Source organism: Escherichia ruysiae (assembly GCF_031323975.1).
In the GTDB taxonomy this organism is placed as follows: Bacteria; Pseudomonadota; Gammaproteobacteria; order Enterobacterales; family Enterobacteriaceae; genus Escherichia; species Escherichia ruysiae.
This window is the reverse complement of sequence record NZ_JAVIWS010000001.1, coordinates 2,654,701-2,676,517: the sequence shown is the minus strand read 5'-3', so window position 1 is coordinate 2,676,517 and position 21,817 is coordinate 2,654,701. Positions and strand designations below refer to the sequence as shown.

17 protein-coding genes, 4 tRNA genes and 1 pseudogene are annotated in these 21,817 nt (G+C 51.7%); 2 read left to right on the top strand and 20 right to left on the bottom strand.

Going from position 1 to position 21,817, the window contains the following annotated elements; all coding sequences use genetic code 11:
• Positions 1 to 145: 145 nt before the first annotated feature.
• The 19 genes and pseudogenes from RGV86_RS12970 to trxA all read right to left on the bottom strand — a co-directional run bounded on the left by RGV86_RS12970 (position 146) and on the right by trxA (position 16,658).
• A complete protein-coding gene (locus tag RGV86_RS12970; RefSeq protein WP_085461502.1) occupies positions 146 to 1,381 on the bottom strand; it encodes an anaerobic sulfatase maturase in 1,236 nt (411 codons plus the stop codon).
• Between the two features lie 147 nt (positions 1,382 to 1,528).
• Positions 1,529 to 1,605 (bottom strand) — tRNA-Pro (locus RGV86_RS12965).
• A 42-nt stretch (positions 1,606 to 1,647) separates the two neighbouring features.
• Positions 1,648 to 1,734: transfer RNA gene (locus RGV86_RS12960), tRNA-Leu, on the bottom strand.
• 20 nt (positions 1,735 to 1,754) lie between these two features.
• Positions 1,755 to 1,830: transfer RNA gene (locus tag RGV86_RS12955), tRNA-His, on the bottom strand.
• Between the two features lie 58 nt (positions 1,831 to 1,888).
• Positions 1,889 to 1,965, bottom strand: a tRNA-Arg gene (locus RGV86_RS12950).
• 102 nt (positions 1,966 to 2,067) lie between these two features.
• Positions 2,068 to 3,442: pseudogene (gene thrP / locus RGV86_RS12945) on the bottom strand (bifunctional threonine/serine APC transporter ThrP).
• A 191-nt stretch (positions 3,443 to 3,633) separates the two neighbouring features.
• A complete protein-coding gene (gene wecG, locus RGV86_RS12940) occupies positions 3,634 to 4,374 on the bottom strand; it encodes a lipopolysaccharide N-acetylmannosaminouronosyltransferase (RefSeq protein ID WP_085461501.1) in 741 nt (246 codons plus the stop codon).
• A 2-nt stretch (positions 4,375 to 4,376) separates the two neighbouring features.
• A complete protein-coding gene (gene wzyE, locus RGV86_RS12935; RefSeq protein ID WP_085461500.1) occupies positions 4,377 to 5,729 on the bottom strand; it encodes an ECA oligosaccharide polymerase in 1,353 nt (450 codons plus the stop codon).
• Positions 5,726 to 6,805 carry a TDP-N-acetylfucosamine:lipid II N-acetylfucosaminyltransferase gene (gene rffT, locus RGV86_RS12930; protein WP_000217207.1) on the bottom strand — a complete coding sequence of 360 codons (1,080 nt, stop codon included), beginning with the start codon at positions 6,803 to 6,805 and terminating at the stop codon, positions 5,726 to 5,728. Before rffT ends, wzyE begins: the two co-directional genes overlap by 4 nt.
• Complete coding sequence (gene wzxE / locus RGV86_RS12925) at positions 6,802 to 8,052, bottom strand: lipid III flippase WzxE (protein ID WP_085461499.1); 1,251 nt, start codon at positions 8,050 to 8,052, stop codon at positions 6,802 to 6,804. The genes rffT and wzxE overlap by 4 nt, the downstream gene beginning before the upstream one ends.
• 1 nt (position 8,053) lies before the next feature.
• Positions 8,054 to 9,184, bottom strand: coding sequence for a dTDP-4-amino-4,6-dideoxygalactose transaminase (rffA, locus tag RGV86_RS12920; RefSeq protein ID WP_000612031.1), 1,131 nt, complete (start codon positions 9,182 to 9,184; stop codon positions 8,054 to 8,056).
• Positions 9,185 to 9,188: 4 nt separating this feature from the next.
• Positions 9,189 to 9,863, bottom strand: coding sequence for a dTDP-4-amino-4,6-dideoxy-D-galactose acyltransferase (rffC, locus tag RGV86_RS12915; RefSeq protein ID WP_085461498.1), 675 nt, complete (start codon positions 9,861 to 9,863; stop codon positions 9,189 to 9,191).
• Between the two features lie 34 nt (positions 9,864 to 9,897).
• Positions 9,898 to 11,160, bottom strand: coding sequence for a UDP-N-acetyl-D-mannosamine dehydrogenase (wecC, locus tag RGV86_RS12910; RefSeq protein ID WP_137598459.1), 1,263 nt, complete (start codon positions 11,158 to 11,160; stop codon positions 9,898 to 9,900).
• A complete protein-coding gene (gene wecB / locus RGV86_RS12905; RefSeq protein ID WP_309508368.1) occupies positions 11,157 to 12,287 on the bottom strand; it encodes a non-hydrolyzing UDP-N-acetylglucosamine 2-epimerase in 1,131 nt (376 codons plus the stop codon). The genes wecC and wecB overlap by 4 nt, the downstream gene beginning before the upstream one ends.
• A 55-nt stretch (positions 12,288 to 12,342) precedes the next feature.
• Positions 12,343 to 13,389 (bottom strand): ECA polysaccharide chain length modulation protein, encoded by a 1,047-nt coding sequence (gene wzzE, locus RGV86_RS12900; RefSeq protein WP_032226904.1) that lies wholly within the window; start codon positions 13,387 to 13,389, stop codon positions 12,343 to 12,345.
• An 11-nt stretch (positions 13,390 to 13,400) separates the two neighbouring features.
• Positions 13,401 to 14,504, bottom strand: coding sequence for a UDP-N-acetylglucosamine--undecaprenyl-phosphate N-acetylglucosaminephosphotransferase (gene wecA / locus RGV86_RS12895; RefSeq protein ID WP_001050953.1), 1,104 nt, complete (start codon positions 14,502 to 14,504; stop codon positions 13,401 to 13,403).
• Between the two features lie 239 nt (positions 14,505 to 14,743).
• On the bottom strand, positions 14,744 to 16,003 hold the full coding sequence (rho, locus tag RGV86_RS12890) for a transcription termination factor Rho (protein ID WP_001517407.1): 1,260 nt from the start codon (positions 16,001 to 16,003) through the stop codon (positions 14,744 to 14,746).
• 84 nt (positions 16,004 to 16,087) lie between these two features.
• On the bottom strand, positions 16,088 to 16,189 hold the full coding sequence (gene rhoL / locus RGV86_RS12885; RefSeq protein ID WP_010345119.1) for a rho operon leader peptide RhoL: 102 nt from the start codon (positions 16,187 to 16,189) through the stop codon (positions 16,088 to 16,090).
• 139 nt (positions 16,190 to 16,328) lie between these two features.
• On the bottom strand, positions 16,329 to 16,658 hold the full coding sequence (gene trxA / locus RGV86_RS12880; RefSeq protein WP_001280776.1) for a thioredoxin TrxA: 330 nt from the start codon (positions 16,656 to 16,658) through the stop codon (positions 16,329 to 16,331).
• Positions 16,659 to 16,788: 130 nt separating this feature from the next.
• On the opposite strand from trxA, the gene rhlB reads away from it, so the two are divergent.
• Positions 16,789 to 18,054, top strand: coding sequence for an ATP-dependent RNA helicase RhlB (gene rhlB / locus RGV86_RS12875; protein WP_000047511.1), 1,266 nt, complete (start codon positions 16,789 to 16,791; stop codon positions 18,052 to 18,054).
• A gap of 135 nt (positions 18,055 to 18,189) precedes the next feature.
• The gene (gene gppA, locus RGV86_RS12870) at positions 18,190 to 19,674 is read left to right on the top strand and encodes a guanosine-5'-triphosphate,3'-diphosphate diphosphatase (RefSeq protein ID WP_085461495.1); all 1,485 of its coding nucleotides are present in this window, start codon (positions 18,190 to 18,192) and stop codon (positions 19,672 to 19,674) included.
• Positions 19,675 to 19,720: 46 nt separating this feature from the next.
• On the opposite strand, the gene rep is transcribed toward gppA, so the two are convergent.
• Positions 19,721 to 21,742 (bottom strand): DNA helicase Rep, encoded by a 2,022-nt coding sequence (rep, locus tag RGV86_RS12865; RefSeq protein ID WP_137598460.1) that lies wholly within the window; start codon positions 21,740 to 21,742, stop codon positions 19,721 to 19,723.
• Positions 21,743 to 21,817 lie beyond the last annotated feature (75 nt).

The following is a 21,817-nucleotide window of genomic DNA, read 5'->3' as shown; positions in this document are numbered from 1 at the left end:
TGACCTTGCCGGATGCGGCGTGAACGCCTTATCCGGCCTACAAACCTTGCAAATTCAATAAATTGCAGCGTCCTGTAGGCCGGATAAGATGCGTCAGCATCGCATCCGGCAATCAACCGCAGGCGGCCTCCAAATGGCCGCTTTTTTACTTATTCACCACCATCAAATGTGCCTGCATAATGTCGCTGGCCGGGCGACCGTGCGCTAGCAAATCAGCCATTGCTTTAAGATATGGCGATAGATGGCGGAAATAACGCTGATACCCGGCACACAAATAATTCAGTCCCGGTTTGCCGCTGGCATCGAGCATGAAGCGGTGTTTCGGGCAGCCTCCCCAGCACGCTTTTAACACGTTACAACTGCGACACTGCGCCGGTAACTGCTTAAATTTATCTTCACCAAACGCCTGCTGCTGCGGGGAATCTACCATTTCTGCGAGGGTCTGCTGAAGCATATTCCCCAGCCGATATTGCGGATAAACAAAGTGATCGCAGGCGTAAACGTCACCGTTGTGCTCAATAATCACCGAACGTCCACAGGTTGGCTGATGATGGCAAACCGCACCCGGCGCACCGACAAAATTGGCAAACGCCCATTCGATATTCATCACGAAAATCTTGCCGACGTCGTGTTTGATCCAGTGGTCGAATATCGCCACCAGAAATTCACCAAATTCATCGGGGCGCACTGACCATTCTGTCAGTTCCCCCTGAATATCACCAGGCGCCTGTAATTTTAGCCCGTCGCTGGCAGATTTTTCATCCGCCAGCCGCTCCACTACAGGAATAAACTGGATGAACTCCACGCCCGCATCACGCAAAAAGTCATAAACCTGCAACGGTTGCAGCGCGCTGGTGCGGTTAACGCACGCCAGCACGTTATAATCAACGTGATATTTTTGCAGTAGTTTAAGTGCGCGCATCACCAGCTTATGCGTTGGTCTGCCACCTTTAGTCACGCGATATTGATTGTGGATCTCAGCCGGGCCATCCAGCGATAACCCAACAAGAAAATGATTTTCTGCCAGAAATGCACACCATTCTTCATCAAGCAGCACACCGTTAGTCTGGAAGCTGTTACTTACCTTCCTGCCAGCACCATATTTCGCCTGTAGCGCCACTGCACGACGGTAAAAATCCAGCCCGAGTAACGTTGGTTCGCCGCCCTGCCAGGTAAATGCCACTTCGTTTTGGGGTTCGCTGGCAGCGATATAGTGACGGACATACGCTTCCAGCATTTCATCGTCCATATGCGTGACAGGTTGTTCGCGGTAAAGGGATTGTTTTTCGAGATAAAAACAGTAGTCACAGTTCAGATTACAATCTGAACCGCTCGGTTTCGCCATTACGTGAAAAGCACGCGTTGGAACCTGTTGCAGCATAGTCGCTCCTTGCCTGAAGTCGTCCTTCGATGAATTTAAGGGCGAAATAATACCGTTTGGCAATGATTAACCACGGGCGTTTATTGCGAAGGGAGAGTGATGGAATGCACAGAAAACAAAAAACCCCGCCGAAGCGGGGTTCAAAATTGGTCGGCGAGAGAGGATTCGAACCTCCGACCCACTGGTCCCAAACCAGTTGCGCTACCAAGCTGCGCTACTCGCCGAAATACTGCTTTTTGAATTTTTAGTTCAATTCTTTAAAGTCGTGGTGCGAGGGGGGGGACTTGAACCCCCACGTCCGTAAGGACACTAACACCTGAAGCTAGCGCGTCTACCAATTCCGCCACCTTCGCATTGTCACAACTTCTAATAATGGGGTGGCTAATGGGATTCGAACCCACGACAACTGGAATCACAATCCAGGGCTCTACCAACTGAGCTATAGCCACCACTACAAATCTTGTTACGCGGTATTACTACCACCGCAGCTCAAGCGCCGGGACTAAATGGCGCGCCCGACAGGATTCGAACCTGAGACCTCTGCCTCCGGAGGGCAGCGCTCTATCCAGCTGAGCTACGGGCGCTTAGCGCCGTTGCGGGGGTGGATAATACGGACTTCGCACCCCTCTGTCTAGTCCCTTTTTAAATAAAATGCGCGTTTGGTTACGGTTTGTGCATTTTGCTGCTTATTCCTCCAGTTTATGCGCTTTACCGTGGCGATTAAGCCCAAAAACTTTATAAATCGCCGTCACCGCCAGCATAAAGATGATGCCAACAAACAGCGACATACGCGTATCTTCATTAAAGTACATGCCGATCAAAACGCAAATCAGGAATGCCATTGTTACGTAGTTGGCCCACGGGAACAGAATGGAGCGGAACGGATGGCTGGCAATCGCCGCTTTGTGCGCACGACGAAAACGCAGTTGGCTTATCAAAATCACAAACCATGGCACCATCCCCGGAAGCACGCTGGCACTGTAGACGTAAACAAACACACGCTGTGGATTGGGGATGATGTAATTCAGGCATGAACCAATCAACAGAATGGCTATTGATACCGCCACACCCGCAACTGGTACGCCGTGACGGGAAACTTTCGCCATCGCCGCCGGTAACTGGCGGTTTTTCGCCAGCGCGTAGAGCATACGTCCGCAACTGTACATGCCGCTGTTACAGCCAGAGAGAGCCGCCGTCAGCACCACAAAGTTGATAATGCCCGCCGCTGCGGTAATGCCGATTTTGGCGAAAGTCAGTACGAATGGGCTGCCGTTGCTGCCTATTTCATTCCACGGGAAGATAGAAAATCGCGCCTACGTAGAAAATCAGGATTCGCCATAGCACTTTGCCTACGGCACTGCGCAACGTCACCTGCGGATTCTTCGCTTCACCGGCGGTGATGCCAATCAGCTCCACGCCCTGGTAGGACGCCACCACGATACACAAGGCGGTGAGGAAGCCTTTCCAGCCACCCGCAAAGAAACCGCCATGCTCTGTGAGATTGCTAAAACCAATCGACTGCCCGCCATTGCCAAAACCAAAGAAAATCACGCCCAGGCCAATGACGATCATCACAATGATTGTGGTGACTTTGATCATCGCGAACCAGAACTCGATTTCGCCATACAACCGCACCGCCGCCAGATTTGCCAGCGCCACCAGCGCCACCGCGATCAATGCTGGTATCCATTGTGCCATCTCCGGGAACCAGAACTGGACGTAGACGCCGATGGCGGTGATTTCTGAAATCCCCACAGCCATCCACATAAACCAGTAAGACCAGGCGGTGAGATAGCCAAAGAACGGGCTCATATAACGATGTGCGTAAACGGCGAAAGAACCAGTAACCGGTTCGAGGAACAACATTTCGCCCATTGAACGCATAATGAAAAAGACGAACAGCCCGGCGATGATATAGGCCAACAATACGGATGGCCCGGCCCATTTCAGGGTACTGGCGGCCCCCATAAACAAGCCGACGCCAATGGTGCCCCCCAGGGCGATGAGTTCGATATGTCGAGCTTCCAGCCCACGCTGTAGCTCTGGTTTGTTATCTGCCATAAATCCTCGTGTTGTGTTTGCATGTTTTTCCGGTGTTACCGGTTATCGTTATGGGTACATCGAGTGTTGCGAATGTTTTCGTAATTTAGAAGAAATGGCAAATGAAGCATTAAAAATTTGGATGCTTTGTGTAATAAAACGGCAGACAGGTGACGGAGTGACCACTCCGTCGCTTTACAGAGAGAGGAAAATCAGAGGTTGCCGGTGTAGTGCCAGCGTAAATAGCGCAGTAAACGAAGCTGGCGTTTAATGCGGCTTGGCTGCGAAAGCAGGCGATAGAGCCACTCCAGCCCCAGTTTTTGCCAGATTTTCGGCGCGCGTTTCACATGGCCAGTAAAGACATCATACGTCCCGCCAACGCCCATATACAGCGCATCTGGATGCACCAGACGGCAGTCGCGCATGAAGATCTCCTGCTTTGGCGATCCCATCGCAACGGTGACGATTTGCGCTCCACTGGCATGAATTCGTTCAAACAGCGCCTGACGCTGCTCGGGTTTAAAATAACCATCCTGACTGCCAACGATATTCACATTCCACTGGTTGCGCAGTTTAGCTTCGGTCTGCGCCAGCACTTCAGGTTTACCGCCAACAAGAAATACTGGCGTCCCTTCTTTGCCTGCGCGCGTCATCAGCTCTTCCCAGAGATCGGCCCCGGCAACACGGGAAACCTGCGCCTGTGGGTACTTTTTACGCACTGAACGTACAACGCTGATGCCATCAGCATATTTAAATTCGGCAGCGTTAATTAACTCCCTGACCTCAGCATTATCTTCAATGGTCAGCATTTTTTCGGCATTAATGGCAACCAGCGTTCCCTGCTTAAGCTGCCCTTCAGCGAACAGATAATCGAGGGCGTGCTGCATATCACGCCAACCGATCAACTGTAAGCCACGCAGCGTATAGGTCGGTGCCGTGGTGTTGTTATTCATTGTTATCCTTCAACCTGCGTCCGGAGCGATGATTTTGTGCGTTTATGAATGAGTCCGGCGCTTTCAAAAAGCCAGTACAACAGTTTTGCGATCATCAGACATGCGCCGAAGACCACGATAAAAAAGACCACGCGTGAGACAAACGAATCCAGCCCTTCACGCGCCAGCACGATCATATTGAAGATCGCCCCGAAGCAGAAACTGTGCAATATCGCGGCCTTATAACGATTGGTTTCGCGGTTGCCCAGCTCATACAGCCAGTCGAACCACTTAATGATCAGACCAACCACAATCGCCCCCAGAGGAATAAACAGCGCGCCGCCCATAACAACCAGTGAACCAATAAGCGTAGGCGAGATTGCCAACCCGGAGTGATTGTTCAGCACTTCCCAGGTGAAATAGTTGGCAGAATTCAGCACCATGCTCGGCCGTCCCGGCCACAACCAGGAAGGAATAAAGACATAGAAATCGCGGACAATCGGCGCCAGCCCCTGGAAGTCGATGTTGTCGTAGTTCTGCAACAGCAACGCCAGATTCTCCCACGGCGAGAAGGTGTCGCGGGTGAGATAGAGAAACGTGTAGAACGCCTCATCGCCGCTCACGTTCATTCCATAGCGTTTTAGCGCCAGCCAGAACATACCAACAATCCCCAGCACGCCTGCCGCCGCCAGCATCCACAGCGAAATCCAGCCGCGAATAATGCCGATAAACAGAAAGATAGCGAATGCAATGATGATATTGGCGCGAGTACCGCCGACAATCATATAAGTCAGCAAACCAAATGCGACCGTGCTGACGAGGAAAAACAGCCACGCTTTGCTGTCCTGGCGCAGAAAATAGACCACCAGCATCGCCGGGATGAAAAAGTAAAAGAAGCGTTTTAGCGCCACGCCAGAGACTTCACTGGAGAAGATCTGGCTGTAGGAGTTAAGCCGGAACAGCAAAAAACCGTTATGCATGAAGAAGATGCCGACGCTCACCAGCGCGATGCCCATCAGGATCACCCATGTGAGATTGGTCTCCACACGGTTCATGGTAAACAGCGGGCGGCGCGGTACATCGACAACGCGTTTGCGTAGGCGGGTTTTGTAGGTGACGTAGTAAACCGCGTAGAAGCAAGCAGCAGAAAGTAGCGCCTGAAGGAGAATGTCTGGCGGCGCAACGCCGACATTAAAGCGAAATACCAGCACGCTGGTCAGCGGAAAGCCAAAGAAAAAGGTGAGCAAAAACAGCAATGAAAAGAAGACATTGAAGTTAAAGCGCACGCGGCGAAACTCAAACCAGGTCAGCGTAGCAATAAACAGTGAGCAAAGCAGCCAGACAACAAACAGGCCGCTAAATTGCAACAGGCTCATGCGTCCTCCCCGCTGGCAATAGCCAACGCCCGCCGCCAGCCTTGCAGATAGTTCGGGCTAAAGAAGGCAATGTTGTTTTTATCCACCGACGCCAGCTGGCGCTGCGCTTCACGCACAATATCCTCGTTGAGATCATCAGTGGTAAACAGCACCGGTAAATGTTGTTCCGTCATATCTTGCCAGAATGGGTTTTCCCGGTTAAGTACGCAGGGAATGCCTGCCTGAATCAACAAGCACAGAGTACCAATGCCCTGCTGGCGGGCAAAAATAAAGTAGCCGAGATCGCACTGGCGAAGTAGCGCCAGATAGGCGTCAAAATCCAGTTTTTCGCTCAAAATTTGCAGATTTTCTTCGCTGAACAATTTCAGCCCCGCCTGACGAACTTCGTTGATATACACATCGTTATTGGGCGGATACCCCATCGGCACCACCACTTTTACCGTATCGCCAAACTGCTGATGAACAGCATTTAAGGCGGCAATGTGTTCATTGCTGCGATCGCCGGAGTTCCCCACCAGAATGGTCATTTTCCCTTCACGTTGCCGATCGTTCGCCATCGTATTGAGAGATGGATCCATCCGCGTCGGGAAGTAAATCAGTTCGCCCCTCACCTTAGGATGCGTTTTAGCAAAAAAGCTCAAATCACCGCGAGTAGCAAATACGCAGCCAACTCGCTTTTGTGCCAGCCGGCGGATAGGGTAAAACAGTTTAAATTTCAGCCCGCTGGAGACCTCATAGAGATCTGCCCCCCAGATATGCCAGTAAAACTGGCTGGGTTTGATACCACCACTCAGCAACGCCAGCCACAGCGTGGTGTTGAACTGACCGTGGAAGAAAAATCGCTGCTGCCGGTTAGCTTTCGCCTTTGCGATGACCGCTTCTGCCAGGGATTTTTTACCTGGGTAAAATTGCACAGAAAGTGCCGGACAGCTGTCACTTAAGCCGTCGTCCTTGCCAGCAACCATAAACTCGCGCGCGTGCTCGCTCGTTGCGGCCAGCGCGTCGTTGAAAAACCGTAAAACGGTTTGGTTATGGTGAGGGATATCCGATCCCAGTACGTGAATCAGTACAGTCATGCCCGCCTACGCCAGAGTAAAAACACGCCACAACAAAGAGAGAAATAGACGATATACGTTGCCATATAAGCCTGCGCCGCGCCCAGCGCACCATGCGCAGGGATCAACCAGTGGGCAAATACCATCAACAAAGTGAACTGGCTGACTTCCGCCAGGATATAAAACCGCAGCGACGCTTTGGCGATCACCAAGTAACCAAAGACATAAGCACCCACTTTTAACACATCGCCCACCAACTGCCAGGCAAAGAGATCGCGCATAGCGGTAAATTTATTCGATAACAGCAGCCAGATGGCAAAATCGCGCAGCAGCCAGACGGTAAAACTCGCCACCGCCACTGCTGGTAAGACGAATTTCAGCGACTTCACCACTTCCCGGGTGATATCGCGCTTTTCCGTTAGCCGCGACAACGTGGGCAGTAAATACACGCTAAAAGAGGCGGTAATGAATTGCAGGTAGGCATCGGAAATACTGCTCACCCCTTGCCAGATGCCCACTTCATCCCAGCTATACTGCGCCGCCAGCAGTTTACGCATCATGATGTAAGCAACGGGCAAGGTCACCGACGTAATCAACGCCATGAGCGTAAATTTGCTCAACTGCCCTGCCAGACCATTATCCCAGCTGGGTTTCAGATAGCTTAACGGGATTGCACCACGCTTAATTAGCATGATGACGGCAGGAATCACCACCAGCGCAGGAATCAACGCCAGTCCCAGCAACGCCCCTTCATAACCGCCCAAACGGTAACTGACGTAATAGGCAGTAACGCCAAGCAAGCTGCCGAGAATAAGCGACAGGGCATTACCGGCGGCATCACGAAAACCTTTCATCAGCGCCAGCAGCAGGTTGCCCCAGGCGATCCCCATCTGTACGAGTGCAACCAATCGCACCAGCCCCTGATAGTCGGTATTACCGAACAATCCCTGGCTGATTGGGGCAGCCGCCAGCACAAAAACCAGCGCCATCAGCGTAGAGAAGGCAAGCACCATCGCTGATGAAGTGCCGACCACGCGGCGTAGCTGCTGCGGATTATCATGGTACTGGGCAACGTATTTCGTTACGCCGTTAAAGATGCCCGCCCCAGCGAGCACGCCGAGCACGGTAATCAACTGGCGGAAATTTGCCGCCAGCCCCAGCCCAGCCGGACCAAATGACACCGCCAGCAACTTACCGACCAGCAACCCGGCACCAATCTTGACCAGTGTACTGGCCGCCGTCCATAAGGACGCTTTTGCCAGCGACATATCAGGAGAAGTAGTTCAACAAAGTCGCAATTACCGTGCGTTGATTGACGGGCGACAAATTGTAGAACAGCGGCAGGCGCAGCAGGCGCTCGCTCTCTTTGGTGGTGTAGCGATCTTCGCCGTGGAACTCACCAAAGCGTTCACCCGCAGGGCTTGCGTGTAGCGGAATATAATGGAACACCGCCATAATTTCCGCTTCTTTCAGGAAGTTAATCAATGCGCTCCGGTCATCATTATCCCGCAGCTTAATGTAGAACATATGCGCGTTCTGCACGCAGCCATCCGGAATCGACGGCAGTTCGATACGCCCGGCTTTCGCCAGAGGTGCTAACGCATCGTAGTAGTTTTGCCACAACGCCAGACGTTGCTGGTTGATACGTTCGGCGGCTTCCAGTTGCGCCCACAGGTACGCAGCTTGCAGATCGGACATCAGATAGCTGGAACCAATATCACGCCAGGTATATTTATCGACCTGACCACGGAAGAACTGGCTGCGGTTAGTGCCTTTTTCGCGGATGATCTCAGCTCGCTCGATCAACGCTTTATCGTTAATCAGCGTCGCACCGCCTTCCCCGCCCGCCGTATAGTTTTTGGTTTCATGGAAGCTAAAGCAGCCAATATGACCAATGGTTCCCAGCGCTCGCCCTTTGTAAGTGGACATCACGCCCTGAGCGGCATCTTCCACCACAAACAGGTTATGCTTTTTCGCCAGCGCCATAATGGTGTCCATTTCACAGGCCACGCCCGCGTAATGTACCGGCACGATAACACGCGTTTTGTCGGTGATCGCCGATTCAATAAGCGTTTCGTCGATGTTCATGGTGTCCGGGCGGATATCCACAAAGACGATTTTCGCGCCACGCAGCACAAAGGCATTGGCGGTGGAGACAAAGGTGTAGCTCGGCATGATCACTTCATCGCCAGGCTGGATATCGAGCAGCAACGCCGCCATCTCCAGCGAAGCGGTGCAGGACGGCGTCAGCAGCACTTTGGCACTACCAAAACGTTGCTCCAGCCACTGCTGGCAGCGACGGGTAAAACCGCCATCGCCGCACAGTTTGCCGCTACCCATTGCCGACTGCATATAGTCGAGTTCGGTTCCTACCACCGGCGGTGCGTTAAATGGAATCATGTGATCACCTGTATAACCAGTACGCGGTGCTTTCTACATTCGCACCACTTTGTATGTATCGTTTAAGCGCGGCGGTGTTGCCCATCTGGGTCGCCACCCGCAATGTTGTTTTACCGCGAGCATACGCCCAGTTTAGTGCCGCTTGCATCAGCTGTGCACCGGAGCCACGGCCTGCCAGCAAGCCAATGCGCGCGTCAGTGGCATTCAACTCTCGTAGAGAAACATAGCCACAAATATCACCAGACGCCGAACGTAAAATCAGGCATTGATGATCAAAAGTGCCGCGTACGGCGTTTTCAATCCACTGCGCATAAAAGCGGCCACTGGCGTCAGGCGCATACCACGGCGCACGAAAACGGCTTTGCGCAAATGCCTCACTGGCTAACTGGCGTAGCACTGGAATATCTGTCTCTTGTGCCACTTCTGCGTCGCTATCACTTGCGTTGTTCACGGGCAGTACCAAATCAACTTCACCCTCAACCAGTAAGAATCCCAGTTGTTGCAAGGCGTCCAGCTCATCGGTATTTGATGCGGCAATTTTGGCCTGCACCCGTGACCACGGCGCTAAGGCGTCTGGCGTCAGGAGTGGCGCGTCAGGACTAATACGCACAATGGCGCTGTTGACACCAAAGAAGGTGTTTTCCCAGGTTAGTGGTTCAATTCTGGCGCGAATGGGCATTGTGTGACTCCCTCAAAACAGTCATTCACTGTAATCAGCGCCAGACCCCTTTGGTATCTACGACATACTGCTGTTTAACATGTTCGCCGCTGATGGCTTTGAACTGACTGTGATCGACCAGCATCACCAGTACATCTGCCGTTTCCAGTGCGTCGTCAAGCTGCGCCAGAGTGCAAAGTCCGATCAGTTTTTTCGGCAACTGGTGAATATTCGGTTCAACAACCTGCGTTTCACCGCTGTGCCATTGCGCGATCAGTTCAGCGATTTCCATTGCCGGACTTTCGCGCAGATCATCAATATTCGGTTTAAACGCCAGACCAAAGCAGGCAATTTTCAGCTCGCTGGCGCGTTTATCCGTAGTGGACAGGCAGTCGGCAACCGCCGCTTTGACCTGATCGATAACCCAGAAAGGTTTGTTGTCGTTCACTTCGCGTGCGGTACGGATAAGCCGCGCCTGCTGCGGGTTCTGCGCCACGATAAACCACGGATCAACAGCGATACAGTGACCGCCCACGCCAGGCCCAGGCTGAAGAATATTGACTCGTGGATGGCGATTCGCCAGGCGAACCAGTTCCCAGACGTTAATCCCCTGATCGGCACAAATTAGCGACAGTTCGTTAGCAAAAGCAATATTCACATCGCGGAAGCTGTTTTCAGTCAGCTTACACATTTCCGCCGTCCGCGAGTTAGTGACGACACACTCTCCTTCGAGGAAAATTTTGTACAGTTCGCTGGCGCGCGCAGAACAAACCGGCGTCATACCGCCAATCACACGGTCATTTTTAATCAACTCGACCATCACCTGCCCCGGCAACACACGTTCAGGGCAGTAGGCAATATTCACGTCAGCCTGCTCGCCCACTTGCTGCGGGAAAGTCAGATCTGGACGCATCTCTGCTAACCATTCTGCCATCTTCTCGGTTGCCCCCACCGGCGAGGTGGACTCAAGGATCACCAGCGCGCCTTTTTTCAGCACTGGTGCAATGGAGCGAGCAGCCGATTCAACGTAGGTCATATCTGGCTCATGATCGCCTTTAAACGGCGTGGGTACAGCAATCAACCAGGCATCCGCCTCAACCGGCGTCGTGCTCGCTCGTAAAAATCCACCTTCTACGGCAGTTTTTACCACGCTCGCCAAATCAGGCTCGACGATATGGATTTCGCCACGATTGATGGTATCAACCGCTTGTTGGTTGATATCGACACCAATCACCTGTTTTTGCCGGGAGGCAAACGCTGCCGCCGTCGGCAGCCCAATGTAACCCAGTCCAATGACAGAAATGGTCGCAAAACTCATAGTGATATCCGATTATTTTTTAACGCTTCCAAAATGCGAGAGCATGCCTGACCATCACCATACGGGTTATGGGCGCGGCTCATAGTTTGATATTCGTTTTCGTCTTTTAAAAGACGCGTCACTTCCTCGACAATTCGCTGCTTATCCGTGCCTACCAGACGCACCGTACCCGCCGTCACTGCTTCCGGACGTTCAGTGGTATCGCGCATCACCAGCACCGGTTTACCCAGTGAAGGCGCTTCTTCCTGAATACCGCCAGAGTCAGTCAAAATCAACCAGGCGTGGTTCATCAGCCAGACAAACGGTAAATATTCCTGGGGATCGATCAGAATGACATTTTTCACATGCCCCAAAATGCGGTTTACCGGTTCTCTGACGTTCGGGTTGAGATGTACCGGATAGACAATCTGGATGTCCTGATGAGTGGTGGCGATTTCTGCCAGTGCGCGGCAAATTTCTTCAAAGCCACGACCGAAGCTCTCACGTCTGTGACCGGTCACCAGAATCATCTTCTTATCGGGGTCGATAAACGGGTAATTTGCCGCCAGTTCAGAACGCAGCGTATCGCTGCTCATCACCTGGTCGCGCACCCACAGCAAGGCGTCGATAACGGTATTGCCGGTAATAAAGATTCGGCTGTCAGCAACGTTTTCACGCAGCAGGTTTTGCCGGGAAGTTTCAGTTGGCGAGAAATGGTACATCGCCAGATGACCGGTCAGTGTGCGGTTAGCCTCTTCCGGCCACGGTGAATAGAGATCACCAGTACGCAGTCCAGCCTCTACGTGACCAACAGGAATACGCTGATAAAACGCTGCCAGGCTGGTTGCCAGTGTGGTAGTGGTATCACCGTGAACCAGCACGACGTCAGGTTTAAACTCGGCAAGAATAGGTTTTAGCCCTTCCAGAATCCGACAGGTTATCTCTGTCAGACCCTGCCCTGGCTGCATTATGTTGAGATCGTAGTCAGGTACAATGGAAAAGAGTTTCAGCACCTGATCGAGCATCTCCCGATGCTGCGCAGTGACGCAAACTTTAGCCTCAAAAAAAGGATCTTTTGCCAACGCATGCACCAGCGGTGCCATCTTGATGGCTTCCGGGCGCGTACCAAATACAGTCAGTACTTTCACATCGATTCTCTTTGAATAAGCGGCGAGCGCCTTTGCGCTCACCGCAGCAGTGTTGCTATTTCGAGCAACGGCGGGTTAATGCGACACCAGCCCCGATCAGCCCCCCGACAATGCCCCACATAATCATCAGGAAGGCACGACGTGGGCTATCGCGTTTTACCGGTTCTTCCGGCGTACGCAAATAGCGATAGGTCTGAAAACGCGGATCCAGGGTTGGACCTACATTAAGGGTGTTTAACATGGCCCGATTCTGATCATAGTCAAGATCAAAGGCCGGACCGACGGCCTGTAAATTTTCTAATCGCGCCTGCAGCATAGGGCGCCCCAGCAAAAACATTTCTGAATCAGGCAATTCATCCGCAGGGACATCTGTCGCACTACGGGAAATATTATGTTGCTCGGCGATTTTGAGCGCCTGCTCAATGCTGTTTACCCGGCGGTCGTAGATCGCTTTCGCAACTTCTTCCTGACGCTTCACCTGGGCTTTCATTTGGATAGTGCGTGCTGCCCATGCGCCTTTCAGCTCATCATTCAGATGGCTGGCAGCGCGCTGACTGGCGAATGCGACATATTGACGCAGTAGATTATTGGCATCAGGGGCAGTTTCGGCAATCAATTTAACGTTATCATTGGTCGCACGGGTGAAATCACCGGGAATAAACTGGATGTTGTTGATCATTTCATCCAGCAGAGCCGCATCGGCTTTACTGTTACCGACCATCCGCTGTTTGTAATAATCCGTCTGCAGCCAGAAATCGCGACGGGTGTCCCACGACGCCAGCTGCATAACAAATTCTTTATAGGCTTCGTCCATGACCGATGGTTGGTCGGCAGGAGCCATGTTCGAACGGACGTCCAGGTTACGCAAAAACTGCTGCTGCGAGTAGTATCCCCCCAGCATATTCACCGTTGGACGATCGGTAATCGCCGTCGCACTCCACTCCTGGCGGGCGAAAAATGTATACGCCAGCGCAATTAACGCAAACGCCAGCCCCATGCAAATAATCCACAGCTTCCCAGCCCACAAGGTACGAAACAACCCACGAATATCCAGTTCATTTTCAGCGTCTTCGGCTGGTTTCCCAGGCATTGGTTGCGTCATTACATCCTCGTTTATTTGGTTAAGTTGGGGCTGCCACCACGATTTCTGCGCAGTCGGCGTTTCACACGCTTAATAAAGCGAGCAACCTTCCAGGCGCGCTTAATGCAATAGCCATAGAGGAAGAATGCTAGCAAAAAGAGCACCAGCATGACCCATTCAGGGACAAAATGAGAATATTCTGCCAGCACGCCAATGGAAGCAAGCAGTGCAGCAGCAAGGGTAATCAGCACAAATGCCTGACGAGAAGTAAAGCCAGCGCGCATGATTAAATGATGAATGTGCTGACGGTCAGGCGAGAACGGACTCATGCCTTTACGCAGGCGACGATACATAATAGCCACCATATCCATCAGCGGAATGGCGATTATCCATAATGCAGTCACCGGGCTAATCGGATGCGTTTTACCCTGGGTGGTTTCCAGCAGGATCCAGATTACGGTAAAACCAATCAATGTACTGCCCGCATCGCCCATAAAGACTTTGTAGCGACGCCCCAGAATACCGAGGTTAAGCATGATGTAAGGCAGGATGGCGGCAATCATCGCAAAGCACCAGATAGCGAGGCTGGTTTGCCCGTCGAACCACAAAATCATGCCAATTGCCGCAAATGAGACGCAGGATAACCCGCCCAGCAAACCATCAATGCCATCAACCATATTGAAAGCATTAATTGCCGCCCAGACTGCAAACAACGTCAGGAAATACCCAAACGGTCCAAGTACCATCTCCCAGTCGCCAAAAATATAGCCAAGGCTACTGAGATAAAGTTTGCCGAACACCATCATAATGATGCCAACAGCGGCCTGTATGGTGGCTCGAATTTTTACGCTGATATCAAAACGGTCATCCAGCGCGCCGATGAACACCAGGACGCCAGCGCAAGCCAGGTAGAGAGATGCATGCGGAATGTAATAATCGACAATTCCGAACGTAAAGCAAATCCCTGCATAAACTGAAATACCCCCAACGAGCGGTATCAATCCCTGGTGACGTTTGCGGAAGTTAGGTTTATCCACTAAACCGACTTTTTTTGCCACCTTGCGGGCAAAAAACAGAAACAGTGTCGTGAATAAAAAAATACTGATGAGATCAGTACTCACTGTCAGTAAATTCACAATGCATGCTCTCAGAGAAAATTATTAGCAGAAGTATACCCACGAAGACCTTTATTCAGAAGGGAAACTACTTTCTGAACCAATCAGACTTGTGTAAAAACCAACCACTCGCGACGAAAATCGTATAAAACACCCGCAAAAACCAGGAATTTTCCCACCATCACAGGCACGCTGCTAAGATTACAGATATAAAAGCAAAACGCCACGTAAACACGTGGCGTTTTTAGCATAAGACAAATTTATGAGCGTTTCATCATATCAAAGAAATCGTCATTGGTCTTGGTCATTGCCAGTTTATTAATGAGGAATTCCATTGCGTCGATTTCACCCATCGGGTGAATGATTTTGCGCAAGATCCACATTTTCTGCAGCTCTTCCTGAGTAGTGAGCAGTTCTTCTTTACGTGTACCGGAACGGTTGTAGTCGATAGCCGGGAAGACGCGTTTTTCAGCGATCTTACGAGAGAGGTGCAGTTCCATGTTACCGGTGCCTTTAAACTCTTCGTAGATAACTTCGTCCATTTTGGAACCCGTATCGATCAGCGCCGTCGCGATGATGGTCAGGCTGCCGCCCTCTTCCACGTTACGCGCCGCACCGAAGAAGCGTTTCGGACGATGCAGTGCGTTAGCATCCACACCACCGGTCAACACTTTACCGGAAGCCGGAACGACGGTGTTGTAAGCACGCGCCAGTCGAGTAATAGAGTCGAGCAGAATAATAACGTCTTTCTTGTGCTCAACCAGACGTTTCGCCTTCTCGATCACCATTTCCGCAACCTGAACGTGGCGAGATGCCGGTTCGTCAAAGGTAGAAGCGACAACTTCCCCTTTAACCAGACGCTGCATCTCGGTTACTTCTTCCGGACGTTCGTCAATCAGCAGAACCATCAGCACACAATCCGGGTGATTGTAAGCAATGCTCTGGGCGATATTCTGCAGCAGCATGGTTTTACCTGCTTTCGGCGGCGCCACAATCAGACCACGTTGACCACGACCGATTGGCGAAGCCAGATCCAGCACGCGAGCGGTCAAATCTTCAGTAGAACCGTTACCACGTTCCATACGCAGACGAGAGTTTGCGTGCAGCGGAGTTAAGTTCTCAAAGAGGATTTTATTGCGGGCGTTTTCAGGTTTATCGAAGTTAACTTCATTAACTTTCAGCAGCGCAAAATAGCGTTCACCTTCTTTCGGCGGGCGAATCTTACCAGAGATGGTATCACCAGTGCGGAGGTTGAAACGGCGGATTTGGCTGGGAGAAACGTAGATGTCATCAGGACCGGCGAGGTAGGAGCTGTCTGCGGAACGGAGGAAACCAAATCCATCCTGCAATATCTCCAGTACGCCATCACCAAAGATATCTTCGCCACTCTTTGCGTGCTGCTTCAGGATGGCAAAAATAATGTCCTGCTTACGCATACGAGCCAGATTTTCCAGCCCCATATTTTCGCCGAGAGTGATCAGCTCAGAAACCGGCGTATTCTTTAATTCGGTAAGATTCATAGTGGTGTGAGTTCTTAAACTTGGGGTAAATCTCGAACTTAATGTTGTGAATGGTATGGCAGGATCATCCATGCCTGTTTACGGTCATCGACTCATGTCTTTTCGCTGTCTGGTCACAGGAAAGTACGCAGAACTGAAACGACAAGACGGATTGAGTGACAAACCAGAAATCTGTTCACTTCGCATTAGATAAAAACGGGAAGCGTTGGATATTACAAGATTCAAACTTAATAAGGTAAGTTTAATACGAAGTCAACATTAAGTTAGCATGGCTCACGCCGGGCGTCCAGTTTTTAGCGACAGGGCACCCGAACATGACGTTCCCTTATGCCAGATTGGCGTCGAGGAACTCTTTCAACTGACCTTTAGACAGCGCGCCGACTTTCGTTGCCGCCACTTCGCCATTCTTGAACAGCAGCAGAGTCGGGATACCACGGATGCCATATTTCGGCGCAGTGCCAGGGTTTTGATCGATGTTCAGTTTTGCAACGGTCAGTTTGCCCTGATATTCGTCAGCGATTTCATCCAGAATCGGGGCGATCATTTTGCACGGACCGCACCACTCTGCCCAGAAATCGACGAGGATTGCCCCGTCCGCTTTGAGTACATCCGTGTCAAAACTGTCGTCAGTCAGGTGAATAATTTTATCGCTCATATATAACTCCACAGGAATAAGCCTGGCGTGTTGGTTTCGTTGTTGGTGTAACATTAACCAACTAAAGGTTGACTTTATTTCACCGGATACGCTTTCGTAAAGCAATAGTAAGCTGATATTCTATCACACTATGAGCAAAACACATTTAACAGAACAGAAGTTTTCCGACTTCGCCCTGCATCCGAAAGTTGTAGAAGCCCTTGAAAAAAAAGGGTTTCATAACTGTACGCCCATTCAGGCACTGGCTCTTCCGCTAACGCTGGAAGGTCGTGACGTAGCCGGGCAGGCGCAAACCGGTACCGGGAAAACGATGGCGTTTCTTACGTCTTCGTTTCATTACCTTCTCTCTCATCCCGCAATTGCCGATCGCAAGGTGAATCAACCGCGTGCCTTAATTATGGCACCGACGCGTGAACTTGCCGTGCAGATCCACGCCGACGCGGAACCACTGGCACAAGCTACTGGCCTGAAACTGGGTCTGGCCTACGGTGGCGATGGCTACGACAAACAGTTGAAAGTGCTGGAAAGCGGCGTTGACATTCTGATTGGCACCACGGGTCGTTTAATTGATTACGCCAAACAAAACCATATTAACCTCGGTGCCATTCAGGTGGTGGTGCTGGACGAAGCCGATCGCATGTACGATCTGGGCTTTATTAAAGATATCCGCTGGCTGTTCCGCCGTATGCCGCCTGCGAACCAGCGCCTCAACATGCTGTTCTCCGCCACACTTTCGTACCGGGTACGTGAACTGGCGTTCGAGCAGATGAATAACGCCGAATATATCGAAGTGGAACCGGAACAGAAAACGGGCCACCGTATTAAAGAAGAGCTTTTCTACCCTTCTAACGAAGAAAAGATGCGTTTGTTGCAAACGCTGATCGAAGAAGAGTGGCCAGACAGAGCGATTATTTTCGCCAACACCAAACACCGTTGTGAAGATATCTGGGGTCACCTGGCGGCAGATGGTCATCGTGTTGGTCTGTTGACGGGCGATGTGGCGCAGAAAAAACGCCTGCGTATTCTTGATGAATTTACCCGTGGCGATCTGGATATTCTGGTTGCTACCGACGTTGCTGCTCGTGGTCTGCATATTCCGGCAGTGACGCACGTCTTTAACTACGATTTGCCCGATGACTGTGAAGATTACGTTCACCGTATCGGTCGTACTGGCCGCGCAGGCGCAAGCGGTCACTCTATCAGCCTGGCGTGTGAAGAGTATGCATTGAATTTGCCTGCTATTGAGACCTATATTGGTCACTCAATTCCGGTAAGCAAATACAATCCGGACGCATTGATGACCGATCTGCCAAAACCGCTGCGCCTCACGCGCCCGCGCACAGGCAATGGTCCGCGTCGTACTGGTGCTCCACGTAATCGTCGTCGTTCAGGTTAAATAAATAATGTCATACTCAAAATCATTCAAACTGTATCAAGATGGCAAGAGAATGAATCCCGATGCGCTTACTGTAGTAAGTGATTCGGGTGAAAGAATGCAGCCAACGCAGAGACAGATTGAAGGATGAAGAGTATGGGTTCCACCTCATCGCTGTATGCAGCCATTGATCTCGGTTCGAATAGTTTTCATATGCTGGTTGTGCGCGAGGTGGCTGGAAGTATCCAGACGCTGACGCGAATTAAACGCAAAGTGCGTCTGGCTGCTGGCCTGAACAGCGAAAATGCCCTGTCTAATGAAGCAATGGAGCGCGGCTGGCAATGTCTGCGCCTGTTTGCTGAACGTCTGCAAGATATCCCTCCCTCGCAAATTCGCGTTGTCGCTACGGCGACGTTACGCCTTGCCGTCAATGCGGGTGATTTTATTGCCAAAGCGCAGGAAATCCTCGGTTGTCCGGTACAGGTGATCAGCGGTGAAGAGGAAGCGCGTCTGATTTATCAGGGCGTTGCTCACACCACTGGTGGTGCCGATCAGCGCCTGGTAGTGGATATAGGCGGTGCCAGTACTGAACTGGTAACCGGCACGGGTGCACAAACCACCTCGTTGTTCAGCCTGTCGATGGGCTGCGTCACCTGGCTGGAACGCTATTTTGCCGATCGTAATCTGGGGCAGGAAAATTTTGATGCTGCAGAAAAAGCGGCACGCGAAGTGTTACGTCCGGTTGCCGATGAATTACGGTATCACGGCTGGAAAGTGTGCGTTGGTGCTTCCGGCACCGTGCAGGCGTTACAGGAAATCATGATGGCACAGGGGATGGATGAACGCATTACCCTGGAAAAGTTGCAGCAACTGAAACAGCGAGCCATTCATTGCGGTCGGCTGGAGGAACTGGAGATTGACGGGCTGACGCTGGAACGTGCGTTAGTGTTCCCGAGTGGTCTGGCGATCCTGATAGCCATTTTTACCGAACTGAACATTCAGTGTATGACCCTGTCTGGCGGTGCGCTGCGTGAAGGTCTGGTCTACGGTATGTTGCATCTTACCGTCGAGCAGGATATTCGCAGCCGTACGCTGCGTAATATTCAACGCCGCTTTATGATCGATATTGATCAGGCACAGCGCGTAGCCAAAGTTGCAGCTAACTTCTTCGATCAGGTGGAAAACGAATGGCATCTTGAAGCAATAAGCCGCGATTTGCTCATCAGTGCCTGTCAGCTTCATGAAATCGGCCTGAGCGTTGACTTCAAACAAGCGCCGCAACACGCTGCTTATCTGGTACGTAATCTGGATCTTCCCGGTTTTACCCCCGCACAGAAAAAATTGCTGGCGACGCTACTGCTCAACCAGACTAATCCGGTCGATCTCTCATCGCTGCATCAGCAAAATGCCGTACCGCCGCGCGTCGCAGAACAACTCTGCCGTTTACTCCGCCTGGCTATCATTTTTGCCAGCCGTCGTCGTGACGATTTAGTGCCAGAGATGACATTAAAGGCTAACCATGAACTGTTGACCTTGACGCTTCCGCAAGGTTGGCTAACCCAACATCCGCTGGGTAAAGAGATTATTGCTCAGGAAAGCCAGTGGCAGAGCTATGTCCACTGGCCGCTGGAAGTGCATTAATGAGTAAGTGCCGGATGCGATGCTGACGCATCTTTTCCGGCCTTGATTATTTCCCTCGTTTTGCCGCCATCATCGCTTTCAGATTCGCCAGATGGTTTTGCCCTTTCTGCATCCGTTCTTCGGCGCTGACCACTTTGCGCTCTTGTTCCCAAATCAAGTCATCCTGCGGTAATTCCAGCAGGAAGCGGCTCGGCTCCGGACGTACCAGCTCACCGTACTGACGACGCTCTTTACACAGCGTAAAGGTCAACTCTTTCTGGGCGCGGGTGATGCCGACATAGGCCAGCCGCCGCTCTTCATCGATATTGTCCTCGTCGATGCTGCTTTGGTGCGGCAAAAATCCTTCTTCCATACCGACCATGTAGACATAAGGAAACTCCAGCCCTTTTGACGCGTGCAGAGTCATCAGTTGCACCTGATCAAGCTCTTCGTCACTCTCGCCACGTTCCATCATGTCGCGCAGAGTAAAGCGCGTCACCACCTGGGTGAGCGTCATCGGCTCATCCAGTTCGCTACCTTCCAGCATCTCCGTCATCCAGCTAAATAACTGGTTAACGTTCTTCATGCGCATTTCGGCGGCTTTCGGGCTGGGTGACGTTTCGTATAACCAGGATTCATAATCCATCCCGTGGATCAGATCGCGCACTGCGGCGATAGGCTCCCGCTCCGCCAGTCGCTGGATTTCCGCCAGCCAGTGAGTAAATCGGGTCAACGCTTCATAACCACGTCCACTCAGTGTCTGACTCAACCCCATATCAAAGCTGGCGGTAAACATACTTTTATTACGCGTCATCGCCCACTCACCCAGCTTTTTCAGCGTCGCCGGGCCAATCTCTCGCTTCGGCGTGTTAACGATACGCAGAAATGCGCTGTCATCGTCCGGGTTAGTCAGCACGCGCAGATAAGCCAGCAAATCCTTGATTTCAGGACGAGAGAAAAACGACGTACCACCGGATATTTTGTACGGGATGCGGTTTTGCATCAGGAATTTTTCAAACACCCGCGACTGATGGTTACCGCGATAAAGAATAGCGTAATCTTTGTACTGCGTTTTATTGACGAAGTGATGGGCGATCAGCTCGCCAGTAACGCGCTCGGCTTCATGTTCCTCGTTATTCGCGCTTAAAACTTTTAGCTCTGTGCCGTAACCCAGTTCGGAGAACAGACGCTTTTCAAAGACGTGCGGGTTATTGGCGATCAGGATGTTCGCCGCTTTCAAAATACGTCCGGAAGAGCGGTAGTTCTGCTCAAGCTTAATCACCTTCAACGCCGGGAAATCCTGGCTCAGCAGCACCAGGTTTTGCGGACGTGCGCCGCGCCAGGAGTAGATCGACTGGTCATCATCTCCCACCACGGTAAAGCGAGCGCGGCTGCCCACCAGCAGTTTCACCAGCTCATACTGGCTGGTGTTGGTATCCTGATACTCATCCACCAGCAGGTAGCGAATCTTGTTTTGCCAGCGTTCGCGTACTTCCACATTGCGTTGCAGCAGCAATGTCGGCAATAAAATCAGATCGTCGAAGTCGAGAACATTGCACGCTTTCAGGTGCGCATCATACAGCCCATAACAATGGGCAAAAATGCGATCCCGCTCGCCTTTTGCCTCTGCCGCCGCCTGCGCAGGAGTTTTGAGATCGTTCTTCCAATTAGAGATGGTTGAAATCAGCTGTTGCAGGAGAACTTTGTCATCTTCAATCAGTCCTTCGGTCAACTCTTTGAGCAAAGCAAGCTGATCGGTATCGTCAAACAGCGAAAAGTTCGCTTTCATCCCTAACGCTGCATACTCGCGTTTGATGATATCCAGCCCCAGCGTGTGGAAGGTGGAGATCATCAGCCCACGAGCCTCTTTGCGCCCCAGCGTCTGCCCGACACGCTCTTTCATCTCGCGCGCTGCTTTATTGGTAAAGGTCACCGCTGCGATATGTCGCGCCTGATAACCGCAGTCACGGATCAGATGGGCGATTTTATTGGTGATCACACGAGTCTTGCCGGAACCCGCGCCCGCCAGCACCAGGCAGGGGCCGGTAACGAATTCGACAGCTTGTTGTTGGCCGGGGTTTAGACGCATAGAAAAATCGCTCAATGAAAGTCGGGAGGGGGAAATAACAGCGTGGTAGTATAGCCAGCCTCATCCTTACCACTC

Coding starts and splice junctions, on each gene's coding strand:
- wzxE (WP_085461499.1), bottom strand. CDS start 8,052: ATGTCGCTGGCAAAAGCGTCCTTATGGACGGCGGCCAGTACACTGGTC.
- RGV86_RS12970 (WP_085461502.1), bottom strand. CDS start 1,381: ATGCTGCAACAGGTTCCAACGCGTGCTTTTCACGTAATGGCGAAACCG.
- rhoL (WP_010345119.1), bottom strand. CDS start 16,189: ATGCGAAGTGAACAGATTTCTGGTTTGTCACTCAATCCGTCTTGTCGT.
- rep (WP_137598460.1), bottom strand. CDS start 21,742: ATGCGTCTAAACCCCGGCCAACAACAAGCTGTCGAATTCGTTACCGGC.
- wzzE (WP_032226904.1), bottom strand. CDS start 13,389: ATGACGCAACCAATGCCTGGGAAACCAGCCGAAGACGCTGAAAATGAA.
- gppA (WP_085461495.1), top strand. CDS start 18,190: ATGGGTTCCACCTCATCGCTGTATGCAGCCATTGATCTCGGTTCGAAT.
- rffC (WP_085461498.1), bottom strand. CDS start 9,863: ATGCCCATTCGCGCCAGAATTGAACCACTAACCTGGGAAAACACCTTC.
- rffT (WP_000217207.1), bottom strand. CDS start 6,805: ATGACTGTACTGATTCACGTACTGGGATCGGATATCCCTCACCATAAC.
- wecG (WP_085461501.1), bottom strand. CDS start 4,374: ATGAATAACAACACCACGGCACCGACCTATACGCTGCGTGGCTTACAG.
- wzyE (WP_085461500.1), bottom strand. CDS start 5,729: ATGAGCCTGTTGCAATTTAGCGGCCTGTTTGTTGTCTGGCTGCTTTGC.
- wecC (WP_137598459.1), bottom strand. CDS start 11,160: ATGAGTTTTGCGACCATTTCTGTCATTGGACTGGGTTACATTGGGCTG.
- rhlB (WP_000047511.1), top strand. CDS start 16,789: ATGAGCAAAACACATTTAACAGAACAGAAGTTTTCCGACTTCGCCCTG.
- trxA (WP_001280776.1), bottom strand. CDS start 16,658: ATGAGCGATAAAATTATTCACCTGACTGACGACAGTTTTGACACGGAT.
- rho (WP_001517407.1), bottom strand. CDS start 16,003: ATGAATCTTACCGAATTAAAGAATACGCCGGTTTCTGAGCTGATCACT.
- rffA (WP_000612031.1), bottom strand. CDS start 9,184: ATGATTCCATTTAACGCACCGCCGGTGGTAGGAACCGAACTCGACTAT.